Here is a 23,372-nt window from a genome sequence, read left to right as displayed (position 1 = left end):
CGCCGTTCGGAGCCGGAGCGCTTCCGGCTCCGAACGGCGGACACGGCGGGCACGGGCGGGTCAGGAGGAAGAGGGAGTCCCCCCTGCGGGGGACTCCCTTTCGATCTTCTCCACCACGGCGAGGGTGCGGGGACCGACCCCGAGGGACAGGGCGCTCCGCAGGTCGTCCGGGGTGTCCACGTCCCGGCGTACCGAGACGACCCCCTCAAGACAGAGCTCCTTGGCGCCGTACCGCAGATGACGCTCACGAGACTCGCCGCTGAAGCCCGGGGTGAACGGGACGCCGGGCCGTACGCCGTAGAAGGTCGTGCCGATCTCGGCCGCGTCGGGCAGGAACGCCTGGTCGAACTCGCCGGCCGCGGCCAGCACCAGGGCGAGTTCGGCGGGCCGCAGCGCGGGCAGGTCGGCCTGGAGCGCGCCCACGGAGCCGGCGGGCGCCAGCCGTACGGCCTCGGTGGCGCCGTGCCGCAGCGCCGCGTTCAGGCCGGCCTCGGGATCGCCCACCACGTGGGCGCCGATCCCGGCGAGCGCGGGCGCGGCCACGGGATCACTCGTCACGACCACGACACGCGCGACCGCCGCGCAGGACAGCGCGGCCTCGACGGTGTCGCAGGCGAACGCGACGGCCAGGGCGGCCCGGTGCGGGCCCGCCGCCCTCGACAGCCGCGTCTTGGCGGCGACCAACGTCTTGACCGGCACGACGAGGGTCCAGGCTGAACTCTGCGGAGCAGGCATAGCCTTAAGCATCGCGCCTCGACATCCTGTACGGCCAACCGGGACACTTGGGGCGCATCACTGCTTATGGAGGAGTTCATGAGACGTCCTGGATGGCCTTCCCGGTTCTGGGTCGCCCTGGCCGTCACGATCGTCAAGCCGATCTCGTGGCTCCTGGTCAGGAAGGACTGGCGCGGGGCCGAGCGGCTGCCTCCGACCGGCGGGGTCATCCTGGCCGTCAACCACCTGTCGTGGCTCGACCCGGTCCTGGTCGCCCACTACCTCTACAACAACGGCCGCTGGCCGACGATCCTGGCCAAGGCCGGACTGTTCTCGGTGCCGCTGCTCGGGCGCGCGGTGCGCGGGCTGATGGCCATTCCGGTCCACCGGGGCAGCGCGGAGGCCTCCCGCTCGCTCGCCGAGTCGGAGCGCAGGATCGCCGAGGGCGCGTGCGTGATGTTCTATCCCGAGGGCACCTGCACCCGTGACCCCGGCTTCTGGCCGATGGAGGGCAAGACCGGCGCGGCCAGGCTGGCCCTGGCGACCGGCGCGCCGGTGATCCCGGTGGCGCACTGGGGCGCCCAGGAGATCCTGCCCTACGGCCGTAAACGGCCAAGGCTCTGGCCGCGTAAGACCTTCCGCGTGCTGGCCGGGCCGCCGGTCGACCTGTCGAAGTACGAGGGGCGGCCCCTGCACGCCGACGTGCTGCGCGCGGCGACCGCGGACATCATGGCGGCGGTCACCGTTCAGCTCGCCGAACTGCGGGGGGAGAAGGCGCCGCCGACACCGTTCAAGCGGCCCTCGGACCATTGACTTCGACGTACGGTGATGAAATGACCAAGGCGGCTGTATTCGGCACGGGCTCGTGGGGCACGACATTCGCGATGATCCTCGCGGGCGCGGGAGGCAAGACCGTTCTGTGGGGCAGGCGCCCCGAGGTCGTCGAGGCGATCGACCGCCGCCACGAGAACCCCGACTACCTGCCGGGCGTACGGCTGCCCGAGACCCTGCGCGCGACGACCGACCCGGTCGAGGCCCTGGACGGGGCGGACTTCGTGGTGCTGGCCGTGCCGTCCCAGACGTTGCGGGTGAACCTGACCGGCTGGAAGCCGTACCTCCCGCAGGAGGCGGTGCTGGTCAGCCTGATGAAGGGCATCGAGCTCGGCACGACCAAGCGGATGAGCGAGGTGATCTGCGAGGTCGCCGAGGTGCCGAAGGAGCGGGTCGCGGTCGTCTCCGGCCCCAACCTGGTCGGTGAGATCGTCAGGGGTCAGCCCGCGGCGGCCGTGGTCGCCTGCGCCGACCGGAGCGCCATGGAACGCCTCCAGGAGGCCTGCCACCTGCCGCCGTGGTTCCGCCCCTACACCAACCCGGACGTCGTCGGGGTCGAGCTCGGCGGCGCCGTCAAGAACGTGATCGCCCTCGCCGTCGGTATCTCGGCGGGGATGGGGCTCGGCGACAACGTCAGCGCGATGCTGATGACCAGGGGGCTCGCGGAGATCTCCCGGCTGGGCGAGGTGCTCGGCGCCGATCCGCACACCTTCGCCGGGCTGGCCGGAATGGGCGATCTCATAGCGACCTGCACCTCCCCATTGTCCAGGAACCGTACCTTCGGTGAGAATCTTGGTCGGGGGATGACCCTGGCCGAGGTCGTCGCCGCGACGAAGCAGACCGCAGAAGGAGTCAAATCCTGCGAGTCGGTTCTGGAACTGGCCAGGAAGCACGATGTCGAGATGCCGATCACGGAGGTGGTTGTGGCCGTCGTGCACGACGGGTTGCCTCCCGCCGAGGCCGGGAACCTGCTGATGTCGCGAACCCTCAAACCAGAACGGTACGGCGTTTGACCTCCCTGTCGTCCTCGCCGCCGAGGACACGGGAGAGGGAGCCCGGAGGCGTCGGCCGTACGATCCCGCCGACATCGCGAGGGAGGGAAGCGCCGTCGCCCCGCCCCGGGATCGGAGTACCCCCGGCGCGAATCCGGTGAGCCGACGAATGCGCAGACCCAACGGTGAGAACACCCGTGCGGTCCACCTGCCCCCTTTGGCCGACCCCCGGCAGAGCCCGCTCGGCCTGCCGGTGTGGCGCAGCTCCGCCTGGGGCTTCGCCGACTCGGCCGAGTACGCCGAGATGTGCGACGAGAAGAGCTCGGGCTTCGCCCACGGCGGGGTGGACAACCCGACGACCGCCGCCTTCGCCGCCGCGGTCGCCTCGCTCGAAGGGGCCGCGGCGCCCAAGGACGTCGCCGGACAGGCCTTCTCCTCGGGGATGGCCGCGATCACCGCGGTCCTGATGACCTTCCTGCGGGCCGGCGCGCACATCGTCGCCCCGATCCCCGTGCACGGCGGGACCTACTCGCTGATCACCAACGTGCTCTCCAGGTTCGGCGTCTCGGCGGGCTTCGCGGACTACGGCGACCTCAGCCGGGTGAACGCCGAGGTCAGGTCGAACACAAAGATCATCTACGCGGAGACCCTGTCCAACCCGGCCATGGCCGTCTCCGACATCCGGGGCCTGTACCGCATCGCCCGCAGGGCCGGGGCGCTGCTGGTCGTCGATTCGACCTTCGCGACCCCGGTCGTCTGCCGCCCGCTCGAACACGGCGCCGACCTGGTCGTCCACTCGGCGACCCGGTATCTCGGCGGCCACGACGACTGCGAGGGCGGTGTCGCGGTCGGCCGTCCCGACCTGATCGCGCAGCTCGGTGAGGTCCGTCTCGACACCGGTGGCACGCTCTCCCCCGACGACGCCTTCCTGCTCCGCAGGGGGCTGGCGACCCTCCCGCTCCGGGTGCGCAGGATGTGCGCGACCGCGATGGTCTTCGCCGCCGCGGTGGCCAAGCATCCCGTGGTGCGCCGGGTCGACTACCCGGGCCTGCCGGGACACCCCGGCCACCAGCTCGCCAGGCACCTGTTCGACTCGGGCCCTGAGGGGACGAGATACGGCGCCTGCGTGACGGTCACCCCGCACGGCGGCTACGACGCGGGCGTCGCGCTGGCCGACGGCCTCAGGATCGCCTCGATCGCCACCTCGGTCGGCGGCACCAGGACCAAGGCGACGCACGTCGCCTCGACCAGCCATCCGCAGCTCGGCGGGGCCGCCGGGATCGACGCCGGGGCGGTCCGCTTCTCGATCGGCCTGGAGGACGCGGAGGACCTCATCATGGACGTGACGAGGGCTCTGGACGCCCTCCTTGACCAGGGGGCGGCCCCGGACGGCGGAAAGGGCCCCGGATCGGGACGATAGGCGCGTCTGACAGCCGGGATGACGGTCCAGAGGGGGTACATTCGGTCATCATGAGCGAGCAGCGCGAAACCCGCCCGCGGGTTGCAATCGTCTTCGGTGGCCGCAACTCCGAGCACGGCGTCTCCCTCCTCGGGGCCGGGAGCGTCCTTGAGGCCATCGACCGGTCCAAGTACGAGGTTCTCCCCGTGGGCATCGCCCAGGACGGGCGGTGGGTGCTCGCCTCCGGCGGGCAGCGCTACGCGATCGAGAACGGCGAGATGCCGGTCGTCGACGCCACGGGAACGGCGCTCGCGCTGCCGACCGGCGGCGACGCGCTGGTCGCCTACGACGCGGGCAGCATCCCGGTCGAGTTCGGCCAGGTGGACGTCGTCTTCCCGGTGATGCACGGCCCCTTCGCCGAGGACGGCACGATCCAGGGGCTGCTGGAGATGGCCGGGGTCCGCTACGTCGGCTCCGGGGTGCTGGCCAGCGCGGTCGGCATGGACAAGGGCTACATGAAGACGGTGCTGGCCGCCGCGGGCCTGCCGGTCGGGCCGTACGTCGTCGTGCGCGACCGTGACTGGCGCACCGCCCGTGAGCGGGTCCTCAAGGAGGTCGAGGAGCTCGGCTGGCCGGTCTTCGTCAAGCCCGCCCGTGCCGGGTCGAGCCAGGGCATCTCCAAGGCCAACGACCGCGAGGAGCTCGAAAGGGCCGTGGAGTTCGCCCGCGAGCACGACCCCAAGGTGCTGGTCGAGGCCGCCATCGTGGGCCGCGAGATCGAGTGCGCCGTGCTGGAGTCCCCCGGTGACGAGGCGCCCAGGGCCAGCCTGCCCGGTGAGGTGCTGGTCCACGGCGACCACGAGTTCTTCGACTTCGAGGCCAAGTACATCGGCGATGAGATGTCCCTGGCCGTGCCCGCCGACATTCCCGCCGAGGTCGCCGAGGAGCTGCGCGCGATGGCCGTGCGCGCCTTCGAGGCGCTCGGCTGTGAGGGCCTGTCCCGGGTGGACTTCTTCTACACCGAGGACGGCCGGCTGATCCTCAACGAGATCAACACGATGCCCGGCTTCACCTCGGTCTCGGTCGCGCCGCAGCTGTGGGCCGCGACCGGTGTGCCGTACGGGGAGCTCGTCGACCGGCTGATCCAGCTGGCGCTGAACCGCGCGCCGGGGCTCAGGTAGGTCAGCCCGTCTGGGGGAGCGCCGCCTTGATCGGCCCGGAGAGGTCGACCAGGACGTTCCCCGGGACGTGCTCGCGGGAGATCGTCACCTCGACGTAGGCCTGCCTGCCGATCGCGGTGAACAGGGCGGGCCTGCCGGGGTCGTTGAACCACGCGACCCCGTTGATCTCCGGCACCTCGTCGGTGGCCGCCATCGTCATGGGCCGGGTCACTCCGCAGCGCAGCGCGATCCGCGCCTGTCCCCACACCGCGACGTACGGCGAGGCGGGCGACGACTCGACCCGGTCCACACCGTCGAGGGTCTTGGGCAGCCGTCCACCGAGGACCTTGCACGCGGCGGCCGCCGCTCCCTCGGGAACGGGCGGGTCCACGCGGACCGCGCCGCCGCACCCCGCCAGGAGCAGAGGGAGGCAGGCGAGCGCGGCCCAGCGGGTGAACCGGAGTGACATGGAGTCTCCCGGTGAGGTCAGATGTGGACGATGGGACACGTAAGAGTACGTGTGATGCCCTCCACCGCCTGAATCTGGGCCACCACCATCTTGCCGAGTTCGTCCACGTTGCGGGCCTCGGCGCGGACGATCACGTCGTAGGGTCCGGTCACGTCCTCGGCCTGGGTGACACCGGTGATCGAGGAGATCTGCCCGGCCACGTTCGCGGCCTTGCCGACCTCGGTCTGGATCAGGATGTAGGCCTGCACCATAACGTCCTCCCGGGCGATTGGATCAGTGCCGAAGGGCCACCGTACCCTGTGATGAACGGGAGGTGTGTCATCACAGTCGGAGATCTCGGCGAATTCGGAGTTGTCGCACGTATAGCCGAACGCTTGCCACAGGGTGGGACCGTGCTTCTCGGTCCCGGGGACGACGCCGCGATGGTGAGGTCTCCTGACGGACGGGTCGTCGTGACGACAGACTTACTGATCGAGGGTAGGCATTTCCGTCGCGATTGGTCCAGTGGCTACGACATCGGGCGTAAAGCTGCGGCTCAGAATCTTTCAGACATTGTTGCCATGGGGGCCGACCCCACCGGCATCGTGGTCGGTCTCGGCCTGCCCGCCGACGCCGCCACGGGCTGGCTCGACGACCTCACCGACGGTTTCCGTGACGAGTGCGACCTGGTCGGCGCGAGCGTGGTCGGCGGCGACGTCACCCGCTGCGACCTGGTCGTGCTCGGGGTGACCGCGCTGGGAGACCTCGGCGGGCGCGCCCCGGTCACCCGCTCGGGCGCGCGTCCCGGCGACGTGGTCGCGGTCGCCGGACGGCTCGGTCACGCCGCGGCAGGGCTCGCGCTGCTCGCCGCCGGTGAGACGGGCCCCGCCGAACTGCTCGACGCCCATCGCCGCCCCGCGCCTCCGTACGCCTGTGGTCCCCGCGCGGCCGCGCTCGGCGCCACCTCGATGCTCGACGTCAGCGACGGGCTGCTCCAGGACCTCGGTCACGTCGCCGGGGCGAGCGAGGTGGGGATCGTGCTCCTGCCGGAGGCCTTCGTGATCCCCGAGCCCCTTGAGGAGGCCGCCGGGCGGCTCGGGACGGACCCGCTCGGGTGGATCCTGTCCGGCGGGGACGATCACGCCCTCGCGGCGACGTTCCCTCAGAGCGTACGGCTGCCGCCGGAGTGGGCCGTGGTCGGCCGGGTCGAGGCGGGCGTCGAGGGAGGCGGAGACGTGCAGGTCAGCGGTCGTTCGATGGCCTACGAGGGGTGGGATCACTTCAGGGAGTGAATTTTCCCACTTCCTGTGACATTCGTGAAAATTGCGACAAACGGTTATTGAAATGGTATGAAGTTTGGCGGCCGAGATTCCCTAGAGGAAGGGGCGACATGGGCCGCCATGGTGGACATGGGGAAGACGTCCCCCGCAACCGGGGGAAACGTGAGCCGGAGTCAGCTCCGGAGCCCCCCCAACAGTCCGGGACCAATGACGAATCGATCGGGCGCAGGCTCCGTCCAGAGGAGTCCGCGATCACCGAACCCGCCAAGGGGTTCCTCGGATCGGGCTGGTCGGCCACGACCGAGCTGTCCGAGCCCGTCTGGCCGGGGGAGGAGCGCAAACCGAGACGGCGTGTCAGGACGATGCTGCTCACCGCGGTCGCGGTGGTCGCCGTCCTCGGCGGAAGCGCCGCGGCCATCCAGCTGACCAGCGGCCCCGCCGACTCGACCACCGCCTGCCCGCCCGGCGGTTGCGCGGCCGCCCCCTCGGAACGGCTCGCCCCCGAGGACTCTCTCACCGACTCCGAGGACCCCACGCCACCGGGAGAGGAGACGGAGGAGCCCGCGGAGGAGCCGACCGGCCCCGCGCCGACGGACGAGCCCGGCGGGACGGAGACGCGGACCCCGCGGACCCCGGCGCCCGTCGCCACTCCGCACCGCGCGGACCGTACCCCCGAGGCGAAGGCGCGCCCGACCCCGAAGACCGGGCACACCCCGCGCCGCACCGAGCAGGCGCAGCCGAGCGAGGACCCCGAGCCCACACCGGAACCGACCGGGGAGGCACTCGTCACCGGCGAACGGCCGCACACGCCCAGCGAGACGCCGGGCGTCCCCGAAACCTCCGCGACCCCGGCTCCCGCCCCGACCGCCCCCGCCTCCGGGGTCACCGTCGGCTTCGGCCTGGTCAAGGAGAAGGCCCAGGCCTACACCGCCCAGCTCGTCATCGCCGCGGACGGCAAGCTCGACGGCCTGACGCTGAAGATGCCGGTCGGCGGTGAGATCACCTCGCTGCACGGCGCCGACTGGAAGCAGGAGGACGGAATCCTCGTCCTCGACTCGGCGCAGAACCTGGACCCGGGAGAGAACCTGGTCGTCACCTTCAGCGCGGACGGCCAGTCGAGCACCCCCAAGACCTGCCAGAGCCCCCAGGCTGACTGCGTCGTCGTCTGATCCGGTACGGCGGGCATGCCCGAGAGCTGGTTGGATGGGGCTCATGACCGATTCAGCCCCTCCCCGCGTGCTGACCGTCGCCGGATCCGACTCCGGCGGCGGCGCGGGCATCCAGGCCGACCTGAAGACGATGCTGGCCCTCGGCGTCCACGGCATGAGCGTCATCGCCGCGGTGACCGCCCAGAACTCGCTGGGCGTCCAGGGCTACTGGGAGCTGCCCGCGGAGGCGGTCCGTGCCCAGCTCGACTCGGTGCTCGGCGACATCGGCGCGCAGGCGATCAAGACCGGGATGCTGGCCTCGCCGGTACTGGTCGAGACGGTCGCCGAGGTGCTCGCCGGGGCGGGGGCGCCGGTCGTGGTCGACCCGGTCGGGGTCTCCAAGCACGGGGACACGCTGCTCGCGCCCGAGGCGGTCGAGACCGTCAAGACACGGCTGCTGCCGGTCGCGACCGTCGTGACCCCCAACCTCTGGGAGGTCGCGCAGCTCACCGGCGTCAAGGTCGAGGACGACCGGGACATGCGCGAGGCCGCCGACGCCGTCCTCGCGCTGGGCCCGGCCTGGGCGCTGATCAAGGGCGGTCACCTGCCGGGAGAGCCGGTCGACCTGCTCACCGACGGCACCCGTGAGTTCCGCTTCCACGCCGAACGTCACGACAACCGCCACACCCACGGCACCGGCTGCACCCTGGCCTCGGCCGTCGCCTCCTACCTGGCGCTCGGCGAGGACGTCCCCGCCGCCGTTGAGAAGGCCAAGGCGTACGTCACCGGGGCCATCGCCCACGGTTTCGCCCTCGGCGCGGGCATAGGTCCCGTGGACCACGCCTGGCGCTGGCGCTGACCGTCCGGGGTCACAGGAGCCCGGCGACGGGGTCGGTGCCCAGGCGGCGGAGGACCTCGGCGGTCCTGGACGCCTGTTCCGCCTCCTGGCCGTGCCGGTGGCCCGACTCGACGGCGTCGGCCAGGGCGATGAGCTCGTGCGGTGGAAGGTAACCGTTCGGGGCGCGCAGGTGGAGCCGTACCTTGGGGCCGCCCTGGTCCTGGGCGATCAGATGGGGGATGTTTCGCCCGGTCTGGTGCCTGTGTTCGCCGCTTCCCGCGTACTCGGGGGTGGAGCCGAGCCGGACGCGGGCCGTGGCGAGGTTCGCCTGGCGGGTCCTGAACGTGCGCCGGACCTCGAGCACGCTTCCGGCGAGGGTCGCCCTGAAACGGAAGGCGGCGACGAGGCCACCCAGGAAGACCGTCGCGACCAGCACGAAGACCAGCAGGACCGCGTACTCGATCCGGAACGGAGAGTAGTCCGGAGGATAGGAAACGTGCTGGTCACGCACCATGAGGATCGCGAACAGCGGAAGCGCCGTGAAGGGGAGGGCGAGGACCGACAGGGTGATCTTGGAGCCCGTGCTCGCGCCGGCGCTCAGCCTGAGTGGTGCGGGTGGGGTGCTCACTCGTCCGACAGTAACCAGTCAAGATGATGATTCAGGGGAGATGTCCAGAAAAGGCTCCTGGCAACACGACGCGGCCCGGCGCCCCACGAGGGGGGCGCCGGGCCGCGTGTGCGTCTGGCTAGCGGGTGACCTTGCCGGCCTTGATGCAGGAGGTGCAAACGTTCAGCCGCTTCGGCGTGCCGTTCACCACTGCGCGCACGGGCTGGATGTTCGGGTTCCAGCGGCGGCGGGTGCGGCGGTGCGAGTGGGAGACGTTGTTGCCGAAGGTCGGCTTCTTAGCGCAAACATCGCAGACGGAAGCCACGGTTCGCTCCTTAGATCAGTCGAGAGGCTCGATCCGCCGCGTCGGCGGCGGTCATCGGGCGTGCCGGGACGACCGGCTGGCCAGACGAGAATACCCGACGCCCGGCCTCACATGACAACACGGACCGCCATGACTGGCCGAACGGGGATAGTCCCAAGGGTCAACGGTAGCGCATTCCCGGGGGGCGCCGGACGGCCGTGCCGGGCCCGCCCGCGTGGTGTCGAGGCGATTCTGTCGCACGGACACGGTAGAAACTCTGGGGTGACGAGCTTCGACGAGCCGCTGACCAAGGCGCTTGACCCCAAGACCGCCAAGCTGCTGGAGAGCGTCCTCGACCTGCGCACCGTGGGCGACCTGCTGCGGCACTACCCCCGCCGCTACGCCGAGCGCGGTGAGCTGACCGACTTCGAGGACCTTCAGCCCGACGAGCACGTCACGGTCGTCGGCGAGGTCACCAGGGCCATGCGCAGGCCGATGCGCAACAAGGGCGGCACCTGGCTGGAGGTCGAGATCGTCGACGGCCGCCGGGGCAGGATCTACCTGTCCTTCTTCGGCAGGGCCTCCCACATCGCGGAGACACGGCTGCGGCCCGGTGTCAGGGGCATGTTCGCGGGCAAGGTCGGCGCGTTCGGCCAGGGCGACAAACGCAGGTGGCAGCTCTCCCACCCCGAGTTCGAGATGTTCGACGAGAGCCAGGAGGGCGCCGAGAGGTTCGCCGCCGCGCTGGTGCCGATCTATCCGGCGGGCAAGGACGTGACCCCCTGGGCGATCCGCAGGGCGCTCGGCGTCCTGCTCGACACCCTGGAGCCCCTCGAAGACCCGCTCCCCGCCGACCTCCGGAGCAGACGCGAGCTCCCCGGGCTGGCCGAGGCGCTCACGGCCGTCCACCGGCCCCGCGACCACGCCGACGTCTCCAGGGCGCGCAAGCGGCTGAAGTACGACGAGGCCTTCCTGCTCCAGGCGGTGCTGCTGCAGCGCCGCGCGGCCGCGGCCTCCTGGCCCGCCGCCCCCAGGCCCGCCCGCGCGGACGGGCTGCTGGCCGACTTCGACGCGCGCCTGCCGTTCCAGCTCACCGAGGGGCAGCGGAGCGTGGGCGAGGAGATCGCCGCCGACCTGGCCCTGGCCCACCCCATGCACAGGCTCCTGCAGGGCGAGGTCGGCGCGGGCAAGACCGTCGTCGCGCTGCGCGCCATGCTCCAGGTGGTCGACGCCGGAGGCCAGGCCGTACTGCTCGCCCCGACGGAGGTGCTCGCCCAGCAGCACCACAGGTCGATCACGGCCATGCTCGGCGACCTGGCAACGGGCGGCATGTTCGGCGGTACGGCGGTGGCCCTGCTGACCGGTTCACTCGGCGCGGCCGCCCGCCGCACGGCCATGCTCGACGCGGCCTCGGGCGCGGCCGGGATCGTCGTCGGCACCCACGCGGTCCTGCAGGAGCGCGTGCAGTTCGCCGACCTGGGGCTGGTCGTGGTCGACGAGCAGCACCGCTTCGGAGTCGAGCAGCGCGACGCGCTCAGGGAGAAGGCCGGGGGAGGCCGTCCCCACGTGCTGGTCATGACCGCGACCCCGATCCCGCGCACGGTCGCCATGACCGTATTCGGAGACCTGACGGTCTCCACGCTCTCCCAGCTCCCCTCGGGGCGCGCGCCGATCACCACGCACGTGGTCCCCGCCGCGGAGAAGCCGCACTTCCTCGACCGGGCCTGGGGCAGGCTGCGCGAGGAGGTCGAGCTGGGGCGGCAGGCCTACATCGTCTGCCCGCGCATCGGCGACCTCGAGGGCGACGAGGGCGACCTGTCCAAGGACGACGACGAGCGCCGCCCCCCGCTCGCGGTGCTCGACGTGGCCGAGACCCTCTCCCAGGGCCCGCTGCACGGCCTGCGTACGGCGGTGCTGCACGGCAAGCTGCCCCCGGAGGAGAAGGACGCCGTGATGCGGGCCTTCAGCCGCGGCGAGACGGACGTCCTGGTGGCCACCACGGTCATCGAGGTCGGCGTCGACGTGCCCAACTCCTCCGTCATGGTCATCATGGACGCCGACCGGTTCGGCGTCTCCCAGCTCCACCAGCTGCGCGGCCGGGTCGGCCGGGGCGGGCTGCCCGGGTTGTGCCTGCTGGTGACCGACGCCCCCGGCGGTACCCCGGCCAGGCAGCGGCTCGACGCGGTGGCCACGACCCTCGACGGCTTCGAGCTGTCCCGGGTCGACCTCGAACAGCGCCGTGAGGGCGACGTGCTGGGCGTCGCGCAGTCGGGCCGCAGGTCGTCGCTGAAGCTGCTGCAGCTCCTGCGGGACGAGGAGGTCATCCACTCGGCCCGCCTCGACGCCGAGGGTGTGCTGGAGAGCGATCCGGAGCTGTCGGGGCACCCGATGCTGCGCATGGAGATCGACAGACTGCTGACCGACGAGCGCGCCGAATATCTGGAGAAGACCTGAGACCGCCGGGAGACGGCCCTTGAGCGTCCAGGGCCCTTGGCGCCCGCCGAGGGACCGGGGAGGGCCCGGGGCGGGCGGAGGAGCCCGAAACGGGCAGGGAAGGCCCTTGGGGCAGGCAGGGAGAGGCTGGGACGAAGCAGGCGGAAAGGTCGGAAGACGCCCGAAGGCGGGGACGGCCTCCCCCCGAATGCCGTCCCCGCCTGGGCCCGCCCTCGGGTCAGGTGCCGAGAGCACCGGCGTGCGGAAGGGCTCACGATCACGCCGGTCGGCCTTCTCCTGGGTCGCCGAAGGCCGCAGGACTCATCATGCAAGCAGTCGCGACCCGGGGGAACGACCCTTGCGCTTTCGTCGCCACTCCTTGCCCACTCTTGACCTAGATCACCTACCCGAACCCTTTTGACCTGCGGTTATGTGATGCGTCGCGACACGCCGGGCCGCGGTCCGCGCCGCCGCTGGGACAATGGGCCGGTGAGTCGAGTCATCGCGGGAAGCGCAGGAGGACGACGGCTGGCCGTGCCGCCGGGGCGGGGGACCCGTCCCACGAGCGACCGGGCCAGGGAGGGGATCTTCGCAACCGTCGGGTCGTTGTTCGGCCCCCTGGACGGCGCCCGGGTGCTCGACCTCTACTCGGGGTCGGGGGCCCTCGGGCTTGAGGCGCTGTCCCGGGGCGCGGAGCACGCCCTGCTCGTCGAGTCGGACGCCAAGGCGATCAGGACGATCAGGGCCAACATCGCCTCCCTCGGGCTGCCCGGTGTGGAACTGGCCGCCGACCGCGTCGAGCGGGTGCTCGAACGGGGAACGGCGCAGCCGTACGACCTGGTGTTCGCCGACCCGCCGTACACACTGGGCGCCGAGGCGGTCGACGCCGTCCTCGGGCAGCTGAGAGACGGTGGCTGGCTGGAACGGGACGCCCTGGTGGTCGTGGAGCGCGAGAGCCGGGGCACAGACCTGGTGTGGCCCGAAGGGTACGAGGAGGACAGGGTCCGTCGTTACGGGGAAGCGGCCGTTTGGTACGGTCGCGCCGCCGGGAATCCATAGGGCAGGGGGTTTCGCCTTGCGTCGCGTTGTCTGTCCGGGATCGTTTGATCCCGTTACCAACGGCCATCTGGACATCATCGGCCGGGCCTGCCGGCAGTACGACGAGGTCGTGGTCGCCGTCCTGATCAACATCGAGAAGAAGAGCCTGTTCACGGTCGAGGAGCGCATCGAGATGCTCCAGAACGTGACCAAGGAGTACGGCAACGTGCGCGTGGACAAGTTCCACGGTCTGCTGGTGGACTACTGCAAGCAGCAGCAGATCCCGGCCATCGTCAAGGGTCTGCGGGCGATCAGCGACTTCGACTACGAGTTGCAGATGGCCCAGCTCAACTACCGGATGTCCGGGGTCGAGACGCTGTTCATGGCCACCGGTCCCGAGGTGTCGTTCCTGTCGTCGAGTCGCATCAAGGAGATCGTCCGCTACGGCGGGAGCGTGGCCGGTCTGGTACCCGATCTCGTCCAGGAACTCCTGGTCGAACGGCTCAGGGGCTGACCCCTGGTATCCTCTTGTTTCTGCCTTGCACGACGGCGTTGATTCGCCATGCCTGATGAGAGTGGAATGACTCCGCACAGCCTTGACCCCCGCGCCCCGTGGGTGATCTCCACCCATGACCTGGGGCGGAGACCGGGGGCGATGCTTCGGATGAGTCTCACGCTCCCGGCGCCGGCGAACATCGGTGTTGACATGATCGGTGTCCCCAGGGACACCGACGTCGAGCTGGACATCCGGCTTGAAGCGGTCATGGAAGGTGTGCTCGTCACGGGCACGGCGCAGGCCCCGCTGCGGGGGGAGTGCGCACGCTGTCTGGAGGAGATCGTCTCGGAGACCGAGGTGAGCTTCCAGGAGCTGTTCTTCTACTCGGCGGAGGATGCCGCCGAGGACGACTCGCTTCTCGACGGGGAGCTGCTCGACCTCGAACCTGCGTTCCGCGACGCGGTGGTGCTCACACTGCCGTTGAGTCCGGTCTGCAGCGAAGACTGCTCCGGGCTCTGCTCGGAGTGCGGGATCAGGCTGGCCGACACCGAGCCTGATCACGGACACGAGGTTGTCGACGCCCGCTGGGCCAAGCTGCAGGGTCTGGTTCCAGAACATAACAACGATCAGGAGAGCTGACGTGGCTGTCCCCAAGCGCAAGATGTCGCGGAGCAACACTCGCTCCCGCAGGTCGCAGTGGAAGGCCGCCGCGGTCTCGCTCGTGAGCTGCCCCCAGTGCCGCTCGCCGAAGCGTCCGCACGTGGCGTGCCCCTCCTGCGGCACCTACAACCGCCGTCAGGTGATCGAGCCCTCCGCCTGATCGCAGTCTGACCGACGGACACCGGCCGGGTCTCTCCGGCCGGTGCCACCGTTCGCGATCCACATGCGATGGCGGTCGGCCCGCGGCTGTGGTGGACGCCGGGTTACGCGGTGACGCGTACCCTCCCGGCGCCCACCACATCTTCGGGCATCTCTCATTCCCTTCCTCGCCATCGCGCATTTCACCGCAAGCGTGCGAGGAGAAACCATGGGGATGAGCAGTGTCAAGCCGGTAGCCGTCGAGGTCGTCAGTGACGAGCTCGACAAGGTCCTTTCCGTGCGACTGGACGCGGCGATCCTGGAGCGGGCGCTGACGCACCGTTCCTACGCCTACGAGAACGGCGGCCTGCCGACCAACGAGCGCCTTGAGTTCCTCGGGGACTCCGTGCTCGGCCTGGTCGTCACCGACACCCTGTACCGCAACCACCCCGACCTGCCCGAGGGGCAGCTGGCCAAGCTCAGGGCCGCGGTGGTCAACATGCGCGCCCTCGCGGGCGTCGCCCGTACCCTCGGCCTCGGGCGTTTCCTGCGCCTCGGCAGGGGCGAGGAGGGCACCGGGGGGCGTGACAAGTCCTCGATCCTCGCCGACACCCTTGAGGCGCTGATCGGCTCGGTCTACGTGGACAAGGGCCTCGACGAGGCCTTCCGTGTCGTCCACCTGCTGTTCGACCCGCTCATCACCCGCTCCGCCTCGCTGGGCGCCGGTCTCGACTGGAAGACCTCGCTGCAGGAGCTGACCGCCTCCGAGTCGCTCGGCGTGCCCGAGTACCACGTGGAGGAGAGCGGCCCCGACCACGCCAAGTCCTTCACCGCGATCGTCAGGGTCGGCGGCGAGGAGTACGGCTCCGGCTCGGGCCGTTCGAAGAAGGAGGCCGAGCAGCAGGCGGCCGAGACCGCCTGGACCCGCATCCGTGAGGACCGCGACAAGCGCGAGGCCGGCTGACCCGCGAGCCGTACGGCACGAACCGAAGGAGGGGGCATGCCCGAACTGCCCGAGGTCGAGGTCGTACGGCGCGGCCTGGAACGCTGGGTCCGCGGACGCGTCGTCGCGCGGGCCGAGGTGCTGCACCCGAGGGCGATCAGGAGGCACGTCCCCGGCGCCGAGGAGTTCGCCGCCCAGCTCAAGGGGCGCACGATCGGCACCGCCGAACGCAGGGGCAAGTACCTCTGGCTGCCCCTCGACGGGACGGACGCGATCCTGGCCCATCTCGGCATGAGCGGCCAGCTGCTGGTCGTCGAACCGGACACGGCCCAGGAGAAACACCTGCGGATCCGGATCACCTTCGCCGACGGCGGCCCCGACCTGCGCTTCGTCGACCAGCGGACCTTCGGGCACGTGCTGGTGACACCGCTGGCCGAGGCCGGTGGCAGGCAGGTGCCCGAGCCGATCACCCACATCGCGGCGGACCCGTTCGAGGAGCACTTCGACGAGGCGCTCTTCGCCCGCCGCCTGCGCGCCCGGCGGACCGAGATCAAGCGGGCGCTCCTGGACCAGTCACTGATCAGCGGGGTCGGCAACATCTACGCCGACGAGGCGCTCTGGCGGGCCCGCCTGCACGGCGCCAGGCCGACCGGGGCGCTGACCGGGCCGAAGGTCTCCGAGCTGGTCGGCGCGGCCCGCGAGGTGATGACCGAGGCCCTGGCACAGGGCGGCACGTCCTTCGACAGCCTCTACGTCGACGTCAACGGTGAGAGCGGCTACTTCGAGCGCTCACTGGCCGTGTACGGCAGGCGGGACGAGCCCTGCCCGCGCTGCGGCGCGCCGATCGTCAGGGAGTCGTTCATGAACCGTTCCTCCTACAGCTGCCCCCGCTGCCAGCCCCGCCCGAGGGGGACGGCGGCATGACGGCCGTACGGCTGACCGCCTGGGTCAGAGGGCGTGTCCAGGGGGTCGGGTTCCGCTGGTGGACGCGGGCCAGGGCGCTGGAGCTGGGACTTTCCGGATGGGCGAGGAACACCGAGGACGGCCGGGTCGAGGTCGTCGCCGAGGGCGGCCGTGAGGCGTGCGAGAACCTGCTTTCCCTGCTCAGGGCAGGTGCGACCCCGGGAAAGGTTGACGCGGTCGTGGAACGCTGGAGCGAGGCCAAAAGAAATCTTGGCGGTTTCGTTGAGCGCTGATGCTTCCTTAAACCGCCCAAAATAAGGTATATTTTACTGTCGAGAGTGCCCACTGGTGCATCCACACGGAGCGTTCAACTTGACCGCCCCTTCCGCCGGTGCGACTCTTGATAAGAACCACGCGCACCCCTCCCGCGGCAAGAAGTGCGCGAACCAGTCTGGTCACTCAGCGTGGAGGACCCTTTACCATGGCGAAGGCTCTACTCGGCCACGTCGGCGGTCCTGACCCTCGTATGGTCTCGGAAATGCGCCGTCTTCAGCAGCGTATCCGTGATCTGGAGGCAGAGCTCACCCGGCTCCAGGCCCAGAACGACGAACTCGCGGCCGGCACCCGCGACGAGGCGTTCACCCGCCTGCAGGATCGTGAGCCGGTTCTCACTTAGAGACCGGGACGAAACACCACTGTCCAGGGGCGCCTCGCCGGGGCGTCCCTTGCCATGCCGACCCCCTGTCACGTACGGGGCCACGCACGGCGAACGACCCATGTACGGCGGGCGGACCACACGGTACGCCCGGCGCACCGCCGTACGACGAGATCGCTCACAGATGACGTGAGAAGAAGGCGAACTGCTCGGGGAGCACACGGACCCGGTACGCCGTGTCCTGGCACCCCGAGGAGATCCCTCCCTCAGTCGCCGCGCCGAGCGCCCTCAACCCCTTCAGCATCGTCTCCGTCTGCGGAGCCCTGTCGTCGCGCTCGCCGCAGCCCAGCCAGACCGGGATGTCCACCAGGTCACGCAGCGGAGCCCGCGCCGCCGTGACGGCGGGTGAGGCCGCGGCCACCGCGGCGACCCGGCCGGAACCCAGCTGCGCGGCCAGCCTGAGGGCCTCGGCCCCGCCCGCCGCCCAGCCGAGCAGTCCGATCCTTCCGGTGTCGAACCCCTGGGCCTCCAGATGCGGGAGCACGGTCCCCACGACGTCGGCCGAGGGCCAGTCGTCGATCGCGGCGACCGCGAACCGCCCCCCGCTCGCCGCCAGGTAACGGTCCGCGGAACAGAGGTCGAGCGACGCGCGCGCGTTCTCCGTACCCTCGGGAAACATGATCACGACGGCGGTCCGGTCGCGTGGCTGCGGCGGCAGCGAGACGATCACCGTACGGCCCTCGACCTCGCTCAGCCGCCTGGCCCCAGGACGGGCGGAGGGAGGATCGGGGACGTCTCCGCAGACGACCCGGGCGTAGGCGTTCCGGAAGCCGTCCGGACCGATCGCGAGCGCGGCACCGCCCAGGCCGAGCGCGGCCAGCCCGCCGCCGACCAGGAAAGCCCGCCGTCTGAGACGGCCGTCCCCGCCGTGCGGGGAGCCCTCGCCGCGTTCCGCATCCATGCAGGGCACCCTAGGCGCTGGACAGGCGGGCGCGGGCGAAGAACGGTAGTCTTCCCAGGCGAGAGCGACAGGGCGGCTTGGGAAAGCGCGAGTGAACACGGGTGAACGCGGCGGACGAGGGGTGACATGTATCTGAAAACCCTGACTCTGCGCGGGTTCAAGTCCTTCGCCTCGGCCACCACCCTCAGGTTCGAACCCGGCATCACCGCCGTCGTCGGCCCGAACGGCTCGGGCAAGTCCAATGTGGTCGACGCCCTGGCCTGGGTGATGGGCGAGCACAGCGCCAAGTCGCTGCGCGGCGGCAAGATGGAGGACGTCATCTTCGCCGGGACGTCCTCACGGGCCCCGCTCGGCCGTGCCGAGGTCACGCTCACCATCGACAACACCGACGGCGCGCTGCCCATCGACTACACCGAGGTCACGATCAGCCGCCTGATGTTCAGGGCGGGACAGAGCGAGTACGCCATCAACGGCGACACCTGCCGCCTGCTCGACATCCAGGAACTCCTGTCCGACTCGGGCATCGGCCGTGAGATGCACGTCATCGTCGGGCAGGGCCAGCTCGACCAGGTGCTGCACGCGGGCCCGGAGGACCGCAGGGCCTTCATCGAGGAGGCCGCGGGCGTTCTGAAGCACCGCAAGCGCAAGGAGAAGGCGCTGCGGAAGCTCGACGCGATGCAGGCCAACATGACCCGGGTCCAGGACCTCACCACCGAGCTGCGCAGACAGCTCAAGCCCCTCGGCCGCCAGGCGGAGATCGCCCGCAAGGCCGCGGTCATCCAGGCCGACCTGCGCGACGCCAGGCTCAGGCTGCTCGCCGACGACGTGCTCACCCTGCGCGTCACCCTGGAGCGGGAGACCGCAGACGAGGCCGCCGTGCTGGCCCGCCGTACGGTGGTGGAGACCGAGCTGGAACAGGGCCAAGTCGCCGAGGCCGAGCTTGAGGCCGCCGAGGCCGAGGCGCAGCCGCGGCTGGCCGCCGCCCAGGAGACCTACTTCCGGCTGTCGTCCCTCCGTGAGCGCCTCAGAGGCCTGGCCGGGCTGGCCGCGGAACGGCACCGCAACGCGACCGACACCACGGTCGAGCGCAGAGGACGCGACCCGGAGGACTACGAGCGCGAGGCCGAGGAGATCCAGGAGCAGGAACGCGTCCTTGAGGAACTCCTCGACCAGGAGCGGGAGACCCTGGCACAGGCCGTCGCGGGACGCTCGGAGAGCGAGGCTGCGCTCGCCACCGAGGACCGCCGCCTGGCCGCGGAGGCCAAGGCCGTCGCGGACCGGCGGGAAGGGCTGGCCAAGCTCAGAGGGCAGGCCGGCGCGGCGCACAGCAGGGCGGGCGCGGCGGAGGAGGAGATCGGGCGGCTGAGGCTCTCCCTCGAAGAGGCCGAACAGCGCGCCGAACGCGCCCGTGCCGACCACGAAGGTCAGGAACGCTCTGAACCGGAGGTCGACCCCGCCCTCGCCGAAGAGCTGGAAATCGCCCTTGAGGCCGTGGAACAGGCAAGGCAGGCCGTCGAGGACGCCAAGTCCGTCGCCGAGGAGGCCAAGGCCTCCGTCGCGGGCCCCAACGCGGCCCTGTCCTCGGCCAAGGCCGCCGTCGGTGTCGCCCGCAAGGCCGACCAGGAGGCCCAGCGTCAGGTCGCCGCGCTCGAAGCCAGGTTCGAGGCGCTCCAGCTGAGCCTGGCGAGCGGCACGGACGGAGCCGCGGCGTTGCTGGCCGCCGACCTGGCCGGGGTGCTCGGCCCGGTGGCCACCATGCTGACCGTCAGCCCCGGCGCGGAGACGGCCGTGGCCGCCGTGCTCGGCGCCTACGCCGAGGCGGTGGCCGTGGAGTCGCTGCAGGCGGCCGCGGACGCCATCGACTTCCTCAGCCGCCAGGACGGGGGCCGGGCGGCCCTGCTCGTCGCCGCGGGCGGGCAGGTCCCGAGGAGGGCCGACATGCCCGTCGCGGGCGGCCGGTGGGCGGCGGACCTGGTCACCGTGCCCGACGCGCTGCGGGCCGCCGTCACGCACCTGCTGGCCGACGTGCTGGTCGTCGACGACCTGGAGACCGCCAGGAAGGCCGTCGAGCAGTGGCCCGAGCTGCGGGCCGTCACCCGCTCCGGCGACCTGGTCGGCTCCTACGCCGCAAGGGGAGGCTCGACGGGCGCGACCTCCGCCCTCCAGATGCGGGCCGCTCTCGACGAGGCCGTCGCGGACCTGGCCACGGCCAGGCAGGCCGCCGAACAGGCGGGCGTCGCCATGGAGGAGGCCGCCGAGGCCGAGACACAGGCGCAGTTCGCCGTCGAGACCGCCCAGGCGGGCGTGGGCGAGGCGCAGACGGGCGTGCAGACCGCCCAGGCCGGGGTGAACGCCGCCCAGGCCGCTCTCGACCAGATCAGGGCCAGGCAGCGCGACGCCGACCAGCGGGCCGCCGCGACCGCGCGGCGACTGGCCCAGCTCGGCGCCGCGGCCGAGGCCGCCGCCGCCGAGTGCGAACGGCTCGCCAGAGCCGTACGGGCCGCCGAGGAGGCCCGCGACCGGGACGCCGCAGGACTCGCCGAGATCGAGGAACGGCTCGCCGCCGCCACCGCCGAGGTGGAGGCCGAACCCGAACCGACCACCGAGATGCGCGACGAACTCGCGGAGATCTGCGCCTCGGCGAGACAGACGGAGATGGAGGCCCGGCTGGCCGTACGGACGGCCGAGGAGCGGGTCAAGGGCCTCGCGGGCCGAGCCGACGAACTGCTGCGCGCCGCGGAACGGGAGCGTGAGGAACGCGCCAGGGCCGCCGAGCTGCGGGAACGGCGGCGCAGGCAGGCACTGGTCGCCCAGGCCGTGGTCCGCGGCACCGAGCTGACCCTGGGCCGCCTGGAGACCTCCCTCACCGTGGCGGCCGAGGAACGCGACGAGGCCGAACAGGCACGCGGGCAGATCGACCAGTCGCTCAAGTCGATCAGGCTCCGCGTCAGGGAACTGTCCGGCGAACTGGACAAGCTGATCAACAGGGCGCACGGCAGCGAGGTCGCCAGAACCGAACGGCGCCTGCGCCTGGAACAGCTGGAGGCCAAGGCCGTCGACGAGTACGGCGTCGAACCCGACACGCTCATCGCCGAGTACGGCCCGGCCGAACCCGTCCCGACCGTCGACGGCGACCCCGTTCCCTATGTGCGTGAGGAACAGGAGAAGCGGGCCAGGGCCGCCGACCGGCAGATGGCGCAGCTCGGCAAGGTCAACCCGCTGGCCCTTGAGGAGTTCGCCGCCCTTGAGGAACGGCACGCCTTCCTCACCTCCCAGCTTGAGGACCTCAAGAAGACCAGGCGTGACCTGCTGCTCGTCGTCAAGGAGGTGGACGAGCGGGTCGAGCAGGTGTTCGGCGCCGCCTACGCCGACGTCGCCCGCGAGTTCGAGCAGATCTTCGGGCGGGTCTTCCCCGGCGGTGAGGGCAGGTTGCTGCTCACCGACCCGGAGGACATGCTGACCACCGGCGTCGAGGTCGAGGCCAGACCGCCGGGCAAGAAGGTCAAGCGCCTGTCGCTGCTGTCCGGAGGGGAACGGTCGCTGACCGCCGTCGCCTTCCTCGTCTCCATCTTCAAGGCGCGGCCCTCGCCGTTCTACGTGATGGACGAGGTCGAGGCGGCGCTCGACGACACCAACACCCAACGGCTGCTGACCCTGTTCGAAGAACTGCGGCAGGCGTCACAGCTCATCGTCATCACCCACCAGAAACGCACGATGGAGATCGCCGACGCGCTGTACGGGGTCTCGATGCGGGGGGACGGGGTCAGCCAGGTGATCAGTCAAAGGCTTCGAGAAACTGTGTAGCTTTGCGCCGCCTGCGGCGGCGCGGGGGGCTTCGCCCCAAAGCGGATGCTTTCTCTCGCTGTGTTTCTTTGCGCCGCCTGGCGGCGTCGCGGGTTCGGACGCCTTGAGCCAACGCTTTCCCTCGTCGTTCGTCCGCTGCGCTCCCTCACTCCTCAGTCCAAGCGTCGGCGCGCCCGAACCGACACTCCTCACGCACGGCACCGGTAACCCCAAGATCAAACCCTTCGCGCTTGGCGCCGGTAAAGCCAAGATCAAAACCCTTCACTCTCAGCGTCGGGACGCCCGGCTGAAACCCCTCACACGTGGGGGCGGGAGGGCGGGTAGTCAAGATCGACGAGGGGGTGACTTGACCCGGGGGGTCGGAGCATTCCGGGGGGTCTGGAAAACTGTGCTCTTGTGGAAGGCTATCTCGGCATAATCGCGATCATCGTCGTTGTCGCCCTGCTGGCGGCGGGCGGCATGTTCCTGTTGCTCAGGCCGCGGGGCAAGTCGGCTCCTCCGGTGGAGCCGCCCGAGGTGCGGCCCGTTCCCAGGGAGGAAGAGGCGCCTCCCGTGGGGGCCGCACAGGACGACGACGCGGCGACCACCACTCTTCCGCCGCCGGCCAAGCCCGCCGAGCCCATGGTCGTCCCCCCGGCCGTCGAGATCCCGCCGCCCTCGGCGGGCCGCATGGTACGGCTGCGCGCCAGGCTCGCCCGGTCCCAGAGCACCTTCGGCAAAGGCCTGCTCGACCTGCTCTCGCGTGACCGTCTCGACGACGACACCTGGGACGAGATCGAGGAGACCCTGATCACCGCGGACGTCGGCGTCGCCCCGACCCAGGCGATGGTCGAGGAGCTGCGGACCAAGGTGAAGGTGCTGGGCAGCAGGACGCCCGCCGAGGTGCGCGGGCTGCTCAAGGAGCAGCTGCTGACCCAGATCGGCGCCGACACCGACCGCACCCTGCACGTCAAGCCGCACGGGGAGCGTCCCGCGGTCGTGCTCGTCGTCGGCGTCAACGGCACCGGCAAGACCACGACGACCGGCAAGCTGGCGCGTTCCCTCATCGGTGACGGCAACAAGGTCGTGCTCGGCGCCGCAGACACCTTCCGCGCCGCCGCGGCCGACCAGCTCCAGACCTGGGGCGACCGGGTCGGCGCCGAGGTCGTGCGGGGCCCCGAGGCCGGCGACCCGGCCTCGGTGGCCTTCGACGCCGTGGCCAAGGGCATCGAGGACAAGGTGGACGTGGTCATCGTCGACACGGCGGGCCGTCTGCACACCAAGACCGGTCTGATGGACGAGCTGGGCAAGGTCAAGCGGGTCATCGAGAAGAAGGCGACGGTCGACGAGGTCCTGCTCGTCCTGGACGCGACCACGGGTCAGAACGGCATGCGCCAGGCCCAGGTGTTCGCCGAGGTCGTCGACGTCACCGGTATCGCCCTGACCAAGCTCGACGGCACCGCCAAGGGCGGCATCATCATCTCCGTCCAGCGTGAACTTGGAGTGCCGGTCAAGCTGGTCGGCCTCGGTGAGGGGCCGGACGACCTGGCTCCGTTCGACCCCGAGGTCTTCGTGGACGCCCTGCTCGGCGACTGAGAGAGCCACCGGGAACCGGGACGCGGTGGACGCCGCGTCCCGGTG

Annotated in this window: 24 protein-coding genes; 18 read left to right on the top strand and 6 right to left on the bottom strand. The window is 70.9% G+C overall.

Going from position 1 to position 23,372, the window contains the following annotated elements:
* Positions 1–60: 60 nt before the first annotated feature.
* On the bottom strand, positions 61–747 hold the full coding sequence (gene cofC, locus ACFYY8_RS27580; RefSeq protein ID WP_390045745.1) for a 2-phospho-L-lactate guanylyltransferase: 687 nt from the start codon (positions 745–747) through the stop codon (positions 61–63).
* Between the two features lie 66 nt (positions 748–813).
* Between cofC and ACFYY8_RS27575 the strand changes: the two genes are divergently transcribed.
* The 4 genes from ACFYY8_RS27575 (at position 814) to ACFYY8_RS27560 (ending at position 5,117) form a co-directional block, all read left to right on the top strand.
* Entirely contained in the window at positions 814–1,527 is a 714-nt protein-coding gene (locus ACFYY8_RS27575) for a lysophospholipid acyltransferase family protein (RefSeq protein WP_390045743.1), read from the top strand.
* Between the two features lie 20 nt (positions 1,528–1,547).
* Positions 1,548–2,558, top strand: coding sequence for an NAD(P)H-dependent glycerol-3-phosphate dehydrogenase (locus ACFYY8_RS27570; protein WP_390045741.1), 1,011 nt, complete (start codon positions 1,548–1,550; stop codon positions 2,556–2,558).
* A gap of 148 nt (positions 2,559–2,706) precedes the next feature.
* Positions 2,707–3,957 carry a trans-sulfuration enzyme family protein gene (locus ACFYY8_RS27565; RefSeq protein WP_390045738.1) on the top strand — a complete coding sequence of 417 codons (1,251 nt, stop codon included), beginning with the start codon at positions 2,707–2,709 and terminating at the stop codon, positions 3,955–3,957.
* A gap of 50 nt (positions 3,958–4,007) precedes the next feature.
* Positions 4,008–5,117 (top strand): D-alanine--D-alanine ligase family protein, encoded by a 1,110-nt coding sequence (locus tag ACFYY8_RS27560; protein WP_390045736.1) that lies wholly within the window; start codon positions 4,008–4,010, stop codon positions 5,115–5,117.
* A 1-nt stretch (position 5,118) separates the two neighbouring features.
* Here the strand turns inward: ACFYY8_RS27560 and ACFYY8_RS27555 are convergent, their stop codons facing one another.
* Both ACFYY8_RS27555 and ACFYY8_RS27550 read right to left on the bottom strand, forming a co-directional pair.
* The gene (locus tag ACFYY8_RS27555) at positions 5,119–5,565 is read right to left on the bottom strand and encodes a DUF3515 domain-containing protein (protein ID WP_390045734.1); all 447 of its coding nucleotides are present in this window, start codon (positions 5,563–5,565) and stop codon (positions 5,119–5,121) included.
* Positions 5,566–5,582: 17 nt separating this feature from the next.
* Positions 5,583–5,816, bottom strand: a complete 234-nt coding sequence (locus tag ACFYY8_RS27550) for an Lrp/AsnC ligand binding domain-containing protein (RefSeq protein ID WP_352010280.1) — start codon at positions 5,814–5,816, stop codon at positions 5,583–5,585.
* Between the two features lie 51 nt (positions 5,817–5,867).
* Between ACFYY8_RS27550 and ACFYY8_RS27545 the strand changes: the two genes are divergently transcribed.
* From ACFYY8_RS27545 to thiD, 3 genes are all read left to right on the top strand, one after another.
* Positions 5,868–6,836, top strand: a complete 969-nt coding sequence (locus ACFYY8_RS27545; protein WP_390045732.1) for a thiamine-phosphate kinase — start codon at positions 5,868–5,870, stop codon at positions 6,834–6,836.
* A gap of 98 nt (positions 6,837–6,934) precedes the next feature.
* Positions 6,935–7,993: a hypothetical protein gene (locus tag ACFYY8_RS27540; RefSeq protein ID WP_390045730.1), complete on the top strand. Its 1,059-nt coding sequence runs from the start codon at positions 6,935–6,937 to the stop codon at positions 7,991–7,993.
* Positions 7,994–8,027: 34 nt separating this feature from the next.
* Positions 8,028–8,831, top strand: coding sequence for a bifunctional hydroxymethylpyrimidine kinase/phosphomethylpyrimidine kinase (gene thiD, locus ACFYY8_RS27535; RefSeq protein ID WP_390045728.1), 804 nt, complete (start codon positions 8,028–8,030; stop codon positions 8,829–8,831).
* Between the two features lie 10 nt (positions 8,832–8,841).
* Here the strand turns inward: thiD and ACFYY8_RS27530 are convergent, their stop codons facing one another.
* Both ACFYY8_RS27530 and rpmB read right to left on the bottom strand, forming a co-directional pair.
* Positions 8,842–9,438 (bottom strand): hypothetical protein, encoded by a 597-nt coding sequence (locus ACFYY8_RS27530; RefSeq protein ID WP_390045726.1) that lies wholly within the window; start codon positions 9,436–9,438, stop codon positions 8,842–8,844.
* Between the two features lie 118 nt (positions 9,439–9,556).
* A complete protein-coding gene (rpmB, locus tag ACFYY8_RS27525; protein ID WP_012894387.1) occupies positions 9,557–9,742 on the bottom strand; it encodes a 50S ribosomal protein L28 in 186 nt (61 codons plus the stop codon).
* A 261-nt stretch (positions 9,743–10,003) separates the two neighbouring features.
* Here rpmB and recG point away from each other — a divergent pair, with 261 nt between their 5' ends.
* The 9 genes from recG to ACFYY8_RS27480 all read left to right on the top strand — a co-directional run bounded on the left by recG (position 10,004) and on the right by ACFYY8_RS27480 (position 17,008).
* On the top strand, positions 10,004–12,175 hold the full coding sequence (gene recG, locus ACFYY8_RS27520; protein WP_390045724.1) for an ATP-dependent DNA helicase RecG: 2,172 nt from the start codon (positions 10,004–10,006) through the stop codon (positions 12,173–12,175).
* Positions 12,176–12,643: 468 nt separating this feature from the next.
* On the top strand, positions 12,644–13,213 hold the full coding sequence (rsmD, locus tag ACFYY8_RS27515) for a 16S rRNA (guanine(966)-N(2))-methyltransferase RsmD (RefSeq protein WP_390045722.1): 570 nt from the start codon (positions 12,644–12,646) through the stop codon (positions 13,211–13,213).
* A 16-nt stretch (positions 13,214–13,229) separates the two neighbouring features.
* Complete coding sequence (gene coaD / locus ACFYY8_RS27510) at positions 13,230–13,706, top strand: pantetheine-phosphate adenylyltransferase (RefSeq protein ID WP_352007610.1); 477 nt, start codon at positions 13,230–13,232, stop codon at positions 13,704–13,706.
* Positions 13,707–13,898: 192 nt separating this feature from the next.
* Positions 13,899–14,327 (top strand): YceD family protein, encoded by a 429-nt coding sequence (locus tag ACFYY8_RS27505; protein ID WP_390045721.1) that lies wholly within the window; start codon positions 13,899–13,901, stop codon positions 14,325–14,327.
* 1 nt (position 14,328) lies between these two features.
* Entirely contained in the window at positions 14,329–14,508 is a 180-nt protein-coding gene (gene rpmF / locus ACFYY8_RS27500; RefSeq protein ID WP_179824792.1) for a 50S ribosomal protein L32, read from the top strand.
* A 207-nt stretch (positions 14,509–14,715) separates the two neighbouring features.
* Entirely contained in the window at positions 14,716–15,450 is a 735-nt protein-coding gene (gene rnc, locus ACFYY8_RS27495) for a ribonuclease III (RefSeq protein WP_352010289.1), read from the top strand.
* Positions 15,451–15,486: 36 nt separating this feature from the next.
* The gene (gene mutM / locus ACFYY8_RS27490) at positions 15,487–16,353 is read left to right on the top strand and encodes a bifunctional DNA-formamidopyrimidine glycosylase/DNA-(apurinic or apyrimidinic site) lyase (RefSeq protein WP_390045720.1); all 867 of its coding nucleotides are present in this window, start codon (positions 15,487–15,489) and stop codon (positions 16,351–16,353) included.
* Entirely contained in the window at positions 16,350–16,625 is a 276-nt protein-coding gene (locus ACFYY8_RS27485) for an acylphosphatase (RefSeq protein ID WP_390045718.1), read from the top strand. Before mutM ends, ACFYY8_RS27485 begins: the two co-directional genes overlap by 4 nt.
* 188 nt (positions 16,626–16,813) lie before the next feature.
* On the top strand, positions 16,814–17,008 hold the full coding sequence (locus tag ACFYY8_RS27480; protein ID WP_184719995.1) for a hypothetical protein: 195 nt from the start codon (positions 16,814–16,816) through the stop codon (positions 17,006–17,008).
* Positions 17,009–17,165: 157 nt separating this feature from the next.
* Here ACFYY8_RS27480 and ACFYY8_RS27475 read toward each other — a convergent pair whose 3' ends face one another.
* Positions 17,166–17,948, bottom strand: coding sequence for a hypothetical protein (locus tag ACFYY8_RS27475; protein WP_390045716.1), 783 nt, complete (start codon positions 17,946–17,948; stop codon positions 17,166–17,168).
* Positions 17,949–18,074: 126 nt separating this feature from the next.
* On the opposite strand from ACFYY8_RS27475, the gene smc reads away from it, so the two are divergent.
* A complete protein-coding gene (smc, locus tag ACFYY8_RS27470; protein ID WP_390045714.1) occupies positions 18,075–21,752 on the top strand; it encodes a chromosome segregation protein SMC in 3,678 nt (1,225 codons plus the stop codon).
* Positions 21,753–22,148: 396 nt separating this feature from the next.
* Positions 22,149–23,327 (top strand): signal recognition particle-docking protein FtsY, encoded by a 1,179-nt coding sequence (ftsY, locus tag ACFYY8_RS27465; protein WP_390045712.1) that lies wholly within the window; start codon positions 22,149–22,151, stop codon positions 23,325–23,327.
* Positions 23,328–23,372: the final 45 nt, after the last annotated feature.

The organism is Streptosporangium sp. NPDC001559 (assembly GCF_042893955.1).
Classification (GTDB): Bacteria; Actinomycetota; Actinomycetes; order Streptosporangiales; family Streptosporangiaceae; genus Streptosporangium.
Note: the sequence above shows the minus strand (reverse complement) of the source record. Positions and strands in the feature narration are given on the sequence as shown.

Excerpts from the sequence above, each read along its gene's own strand:
- ACFYY8_RS27540 (WP_390045730.1), top strand. The coding sequence starts at position 6,935 with ATGGGCCGCCATGGTGGACATGGGGAAGACGTCCCCCGCAACCGGGGG.
- ACFYY8_RS27505 (WP_390045721.1), top strand. The coding sequence starts at position 13,899 with ATGATCGGTGTCCCCAGGGACACCGACGTCGAGCTGGACATCCGGCTT.
- ACFYY8_RS27570 (WP_390045741.1), top strand. The coding sequence starts at position 1,548 with ATGACCAAGGCGGCTGTATTCGGCACGGGCTCGTGGGGCACGACATTC.
- mutM (WP_390045720.1), top strand. The coding sequence starts at position 15,487 with ATGCCCGAACTGCCCGAGGTCGAGGTCGTACGGCGCGGCCTGGAACGC.
- ACFYY8_RS27475 (WP_390045716.1), bottom strand. The coding sequence starts at position 17,948 with ATGGATGCGGAACGCGGCGAGGGCTCCCCGCACGGCGGGGACGGCCGT.
- ACFYY8_RS27550 (WP_352010280.1), bottom strand. The coding sequence starts at position 5,816 with ATGGTGCAGGCCTACATCCTGATCCAGACCGAGGTCGGCAAGGCCGCG.
- ACFYY8_RS27545 (WP_390045732.1), top strand. The coding sequence starts at position 5,868 with ATGAACGGGAGGTGTGTCATCACAGTCGGAGATCTCGGCGAATTCGGA.
- ACFYY8_RS27555 (WP_390045734.1), bottom strand. The coding sequence starts at position 5,565 with ATGTCACTCCGGTTCACCCGCTGGGCCGCGCTCGCCTGCCTCCCTCTG.
- cofC (WP_390045745.1), bottom strand. The coding sequence starts at position 747 with ATGCTTAAGGCTATGCCTGCTCCGCAGAGTTCAGCCTGGACCCTCGTC.
- ACFYY8_RS27480 (WP_184719995.1), top strand. The coding sequence starts at position 16,814 with ATGGCGAAGGCTCTACTCGGCCACGTCGGCGGTCCTGACCCTCGTATG.
- ACFYY8_RS27565 (WP_390045738.1), top strand. The coding sequence starts at position 2,707 with ATGCGCAGACCCAACGGTGAGAACACCCGTGCGGTCCACCTGCCCCCT.
- ACFYY8_RS27485 (WP_390045718.1), top strand. The coding sequence starts at position 16,350 with ATGACGGCCGTACGGCTGACCGCCTGGGTCAGAGGGCGTGTCCAGGGG.
- ACFYY8_RS27560 (WP_390045736.1), top strand. The coding sequence starts at position 4,008 with ATGAGCGAGCAGCGCGAAACCCGCCCGCGGGTTGCAATCGTCTTCGGT.
- rnc (WP_352010289.1), top strand. The coding sequence starts at position 14,716 with ATGGGGATGAGCAGTGTCAAGCCGGTAGCCGTCGAGGTCGTCAGTGAC.
- ACFYY8_RS27575 (WP_390045743.1), top strand. The coding sequence starts at position 814 with ATGAGACGTCCTGGATGGCCTTCCCGGTTCTGGGTCGCCCTGGCCGTC.
- smc (WP_390045714.1), top strand. The coding sequence starts at position 18,075 with ATGTATCTGAAAACCCTGACTCTGCGCGGGTTCAAGTCCTTCGCCTCG.
- thiD (WP_390045728.1), top strand. The coding sequence starts at position 8,028 with ATGGGGCTCATGACCGATTCAGCCCCTCCCCGCGTGCTGACCGTCGCC.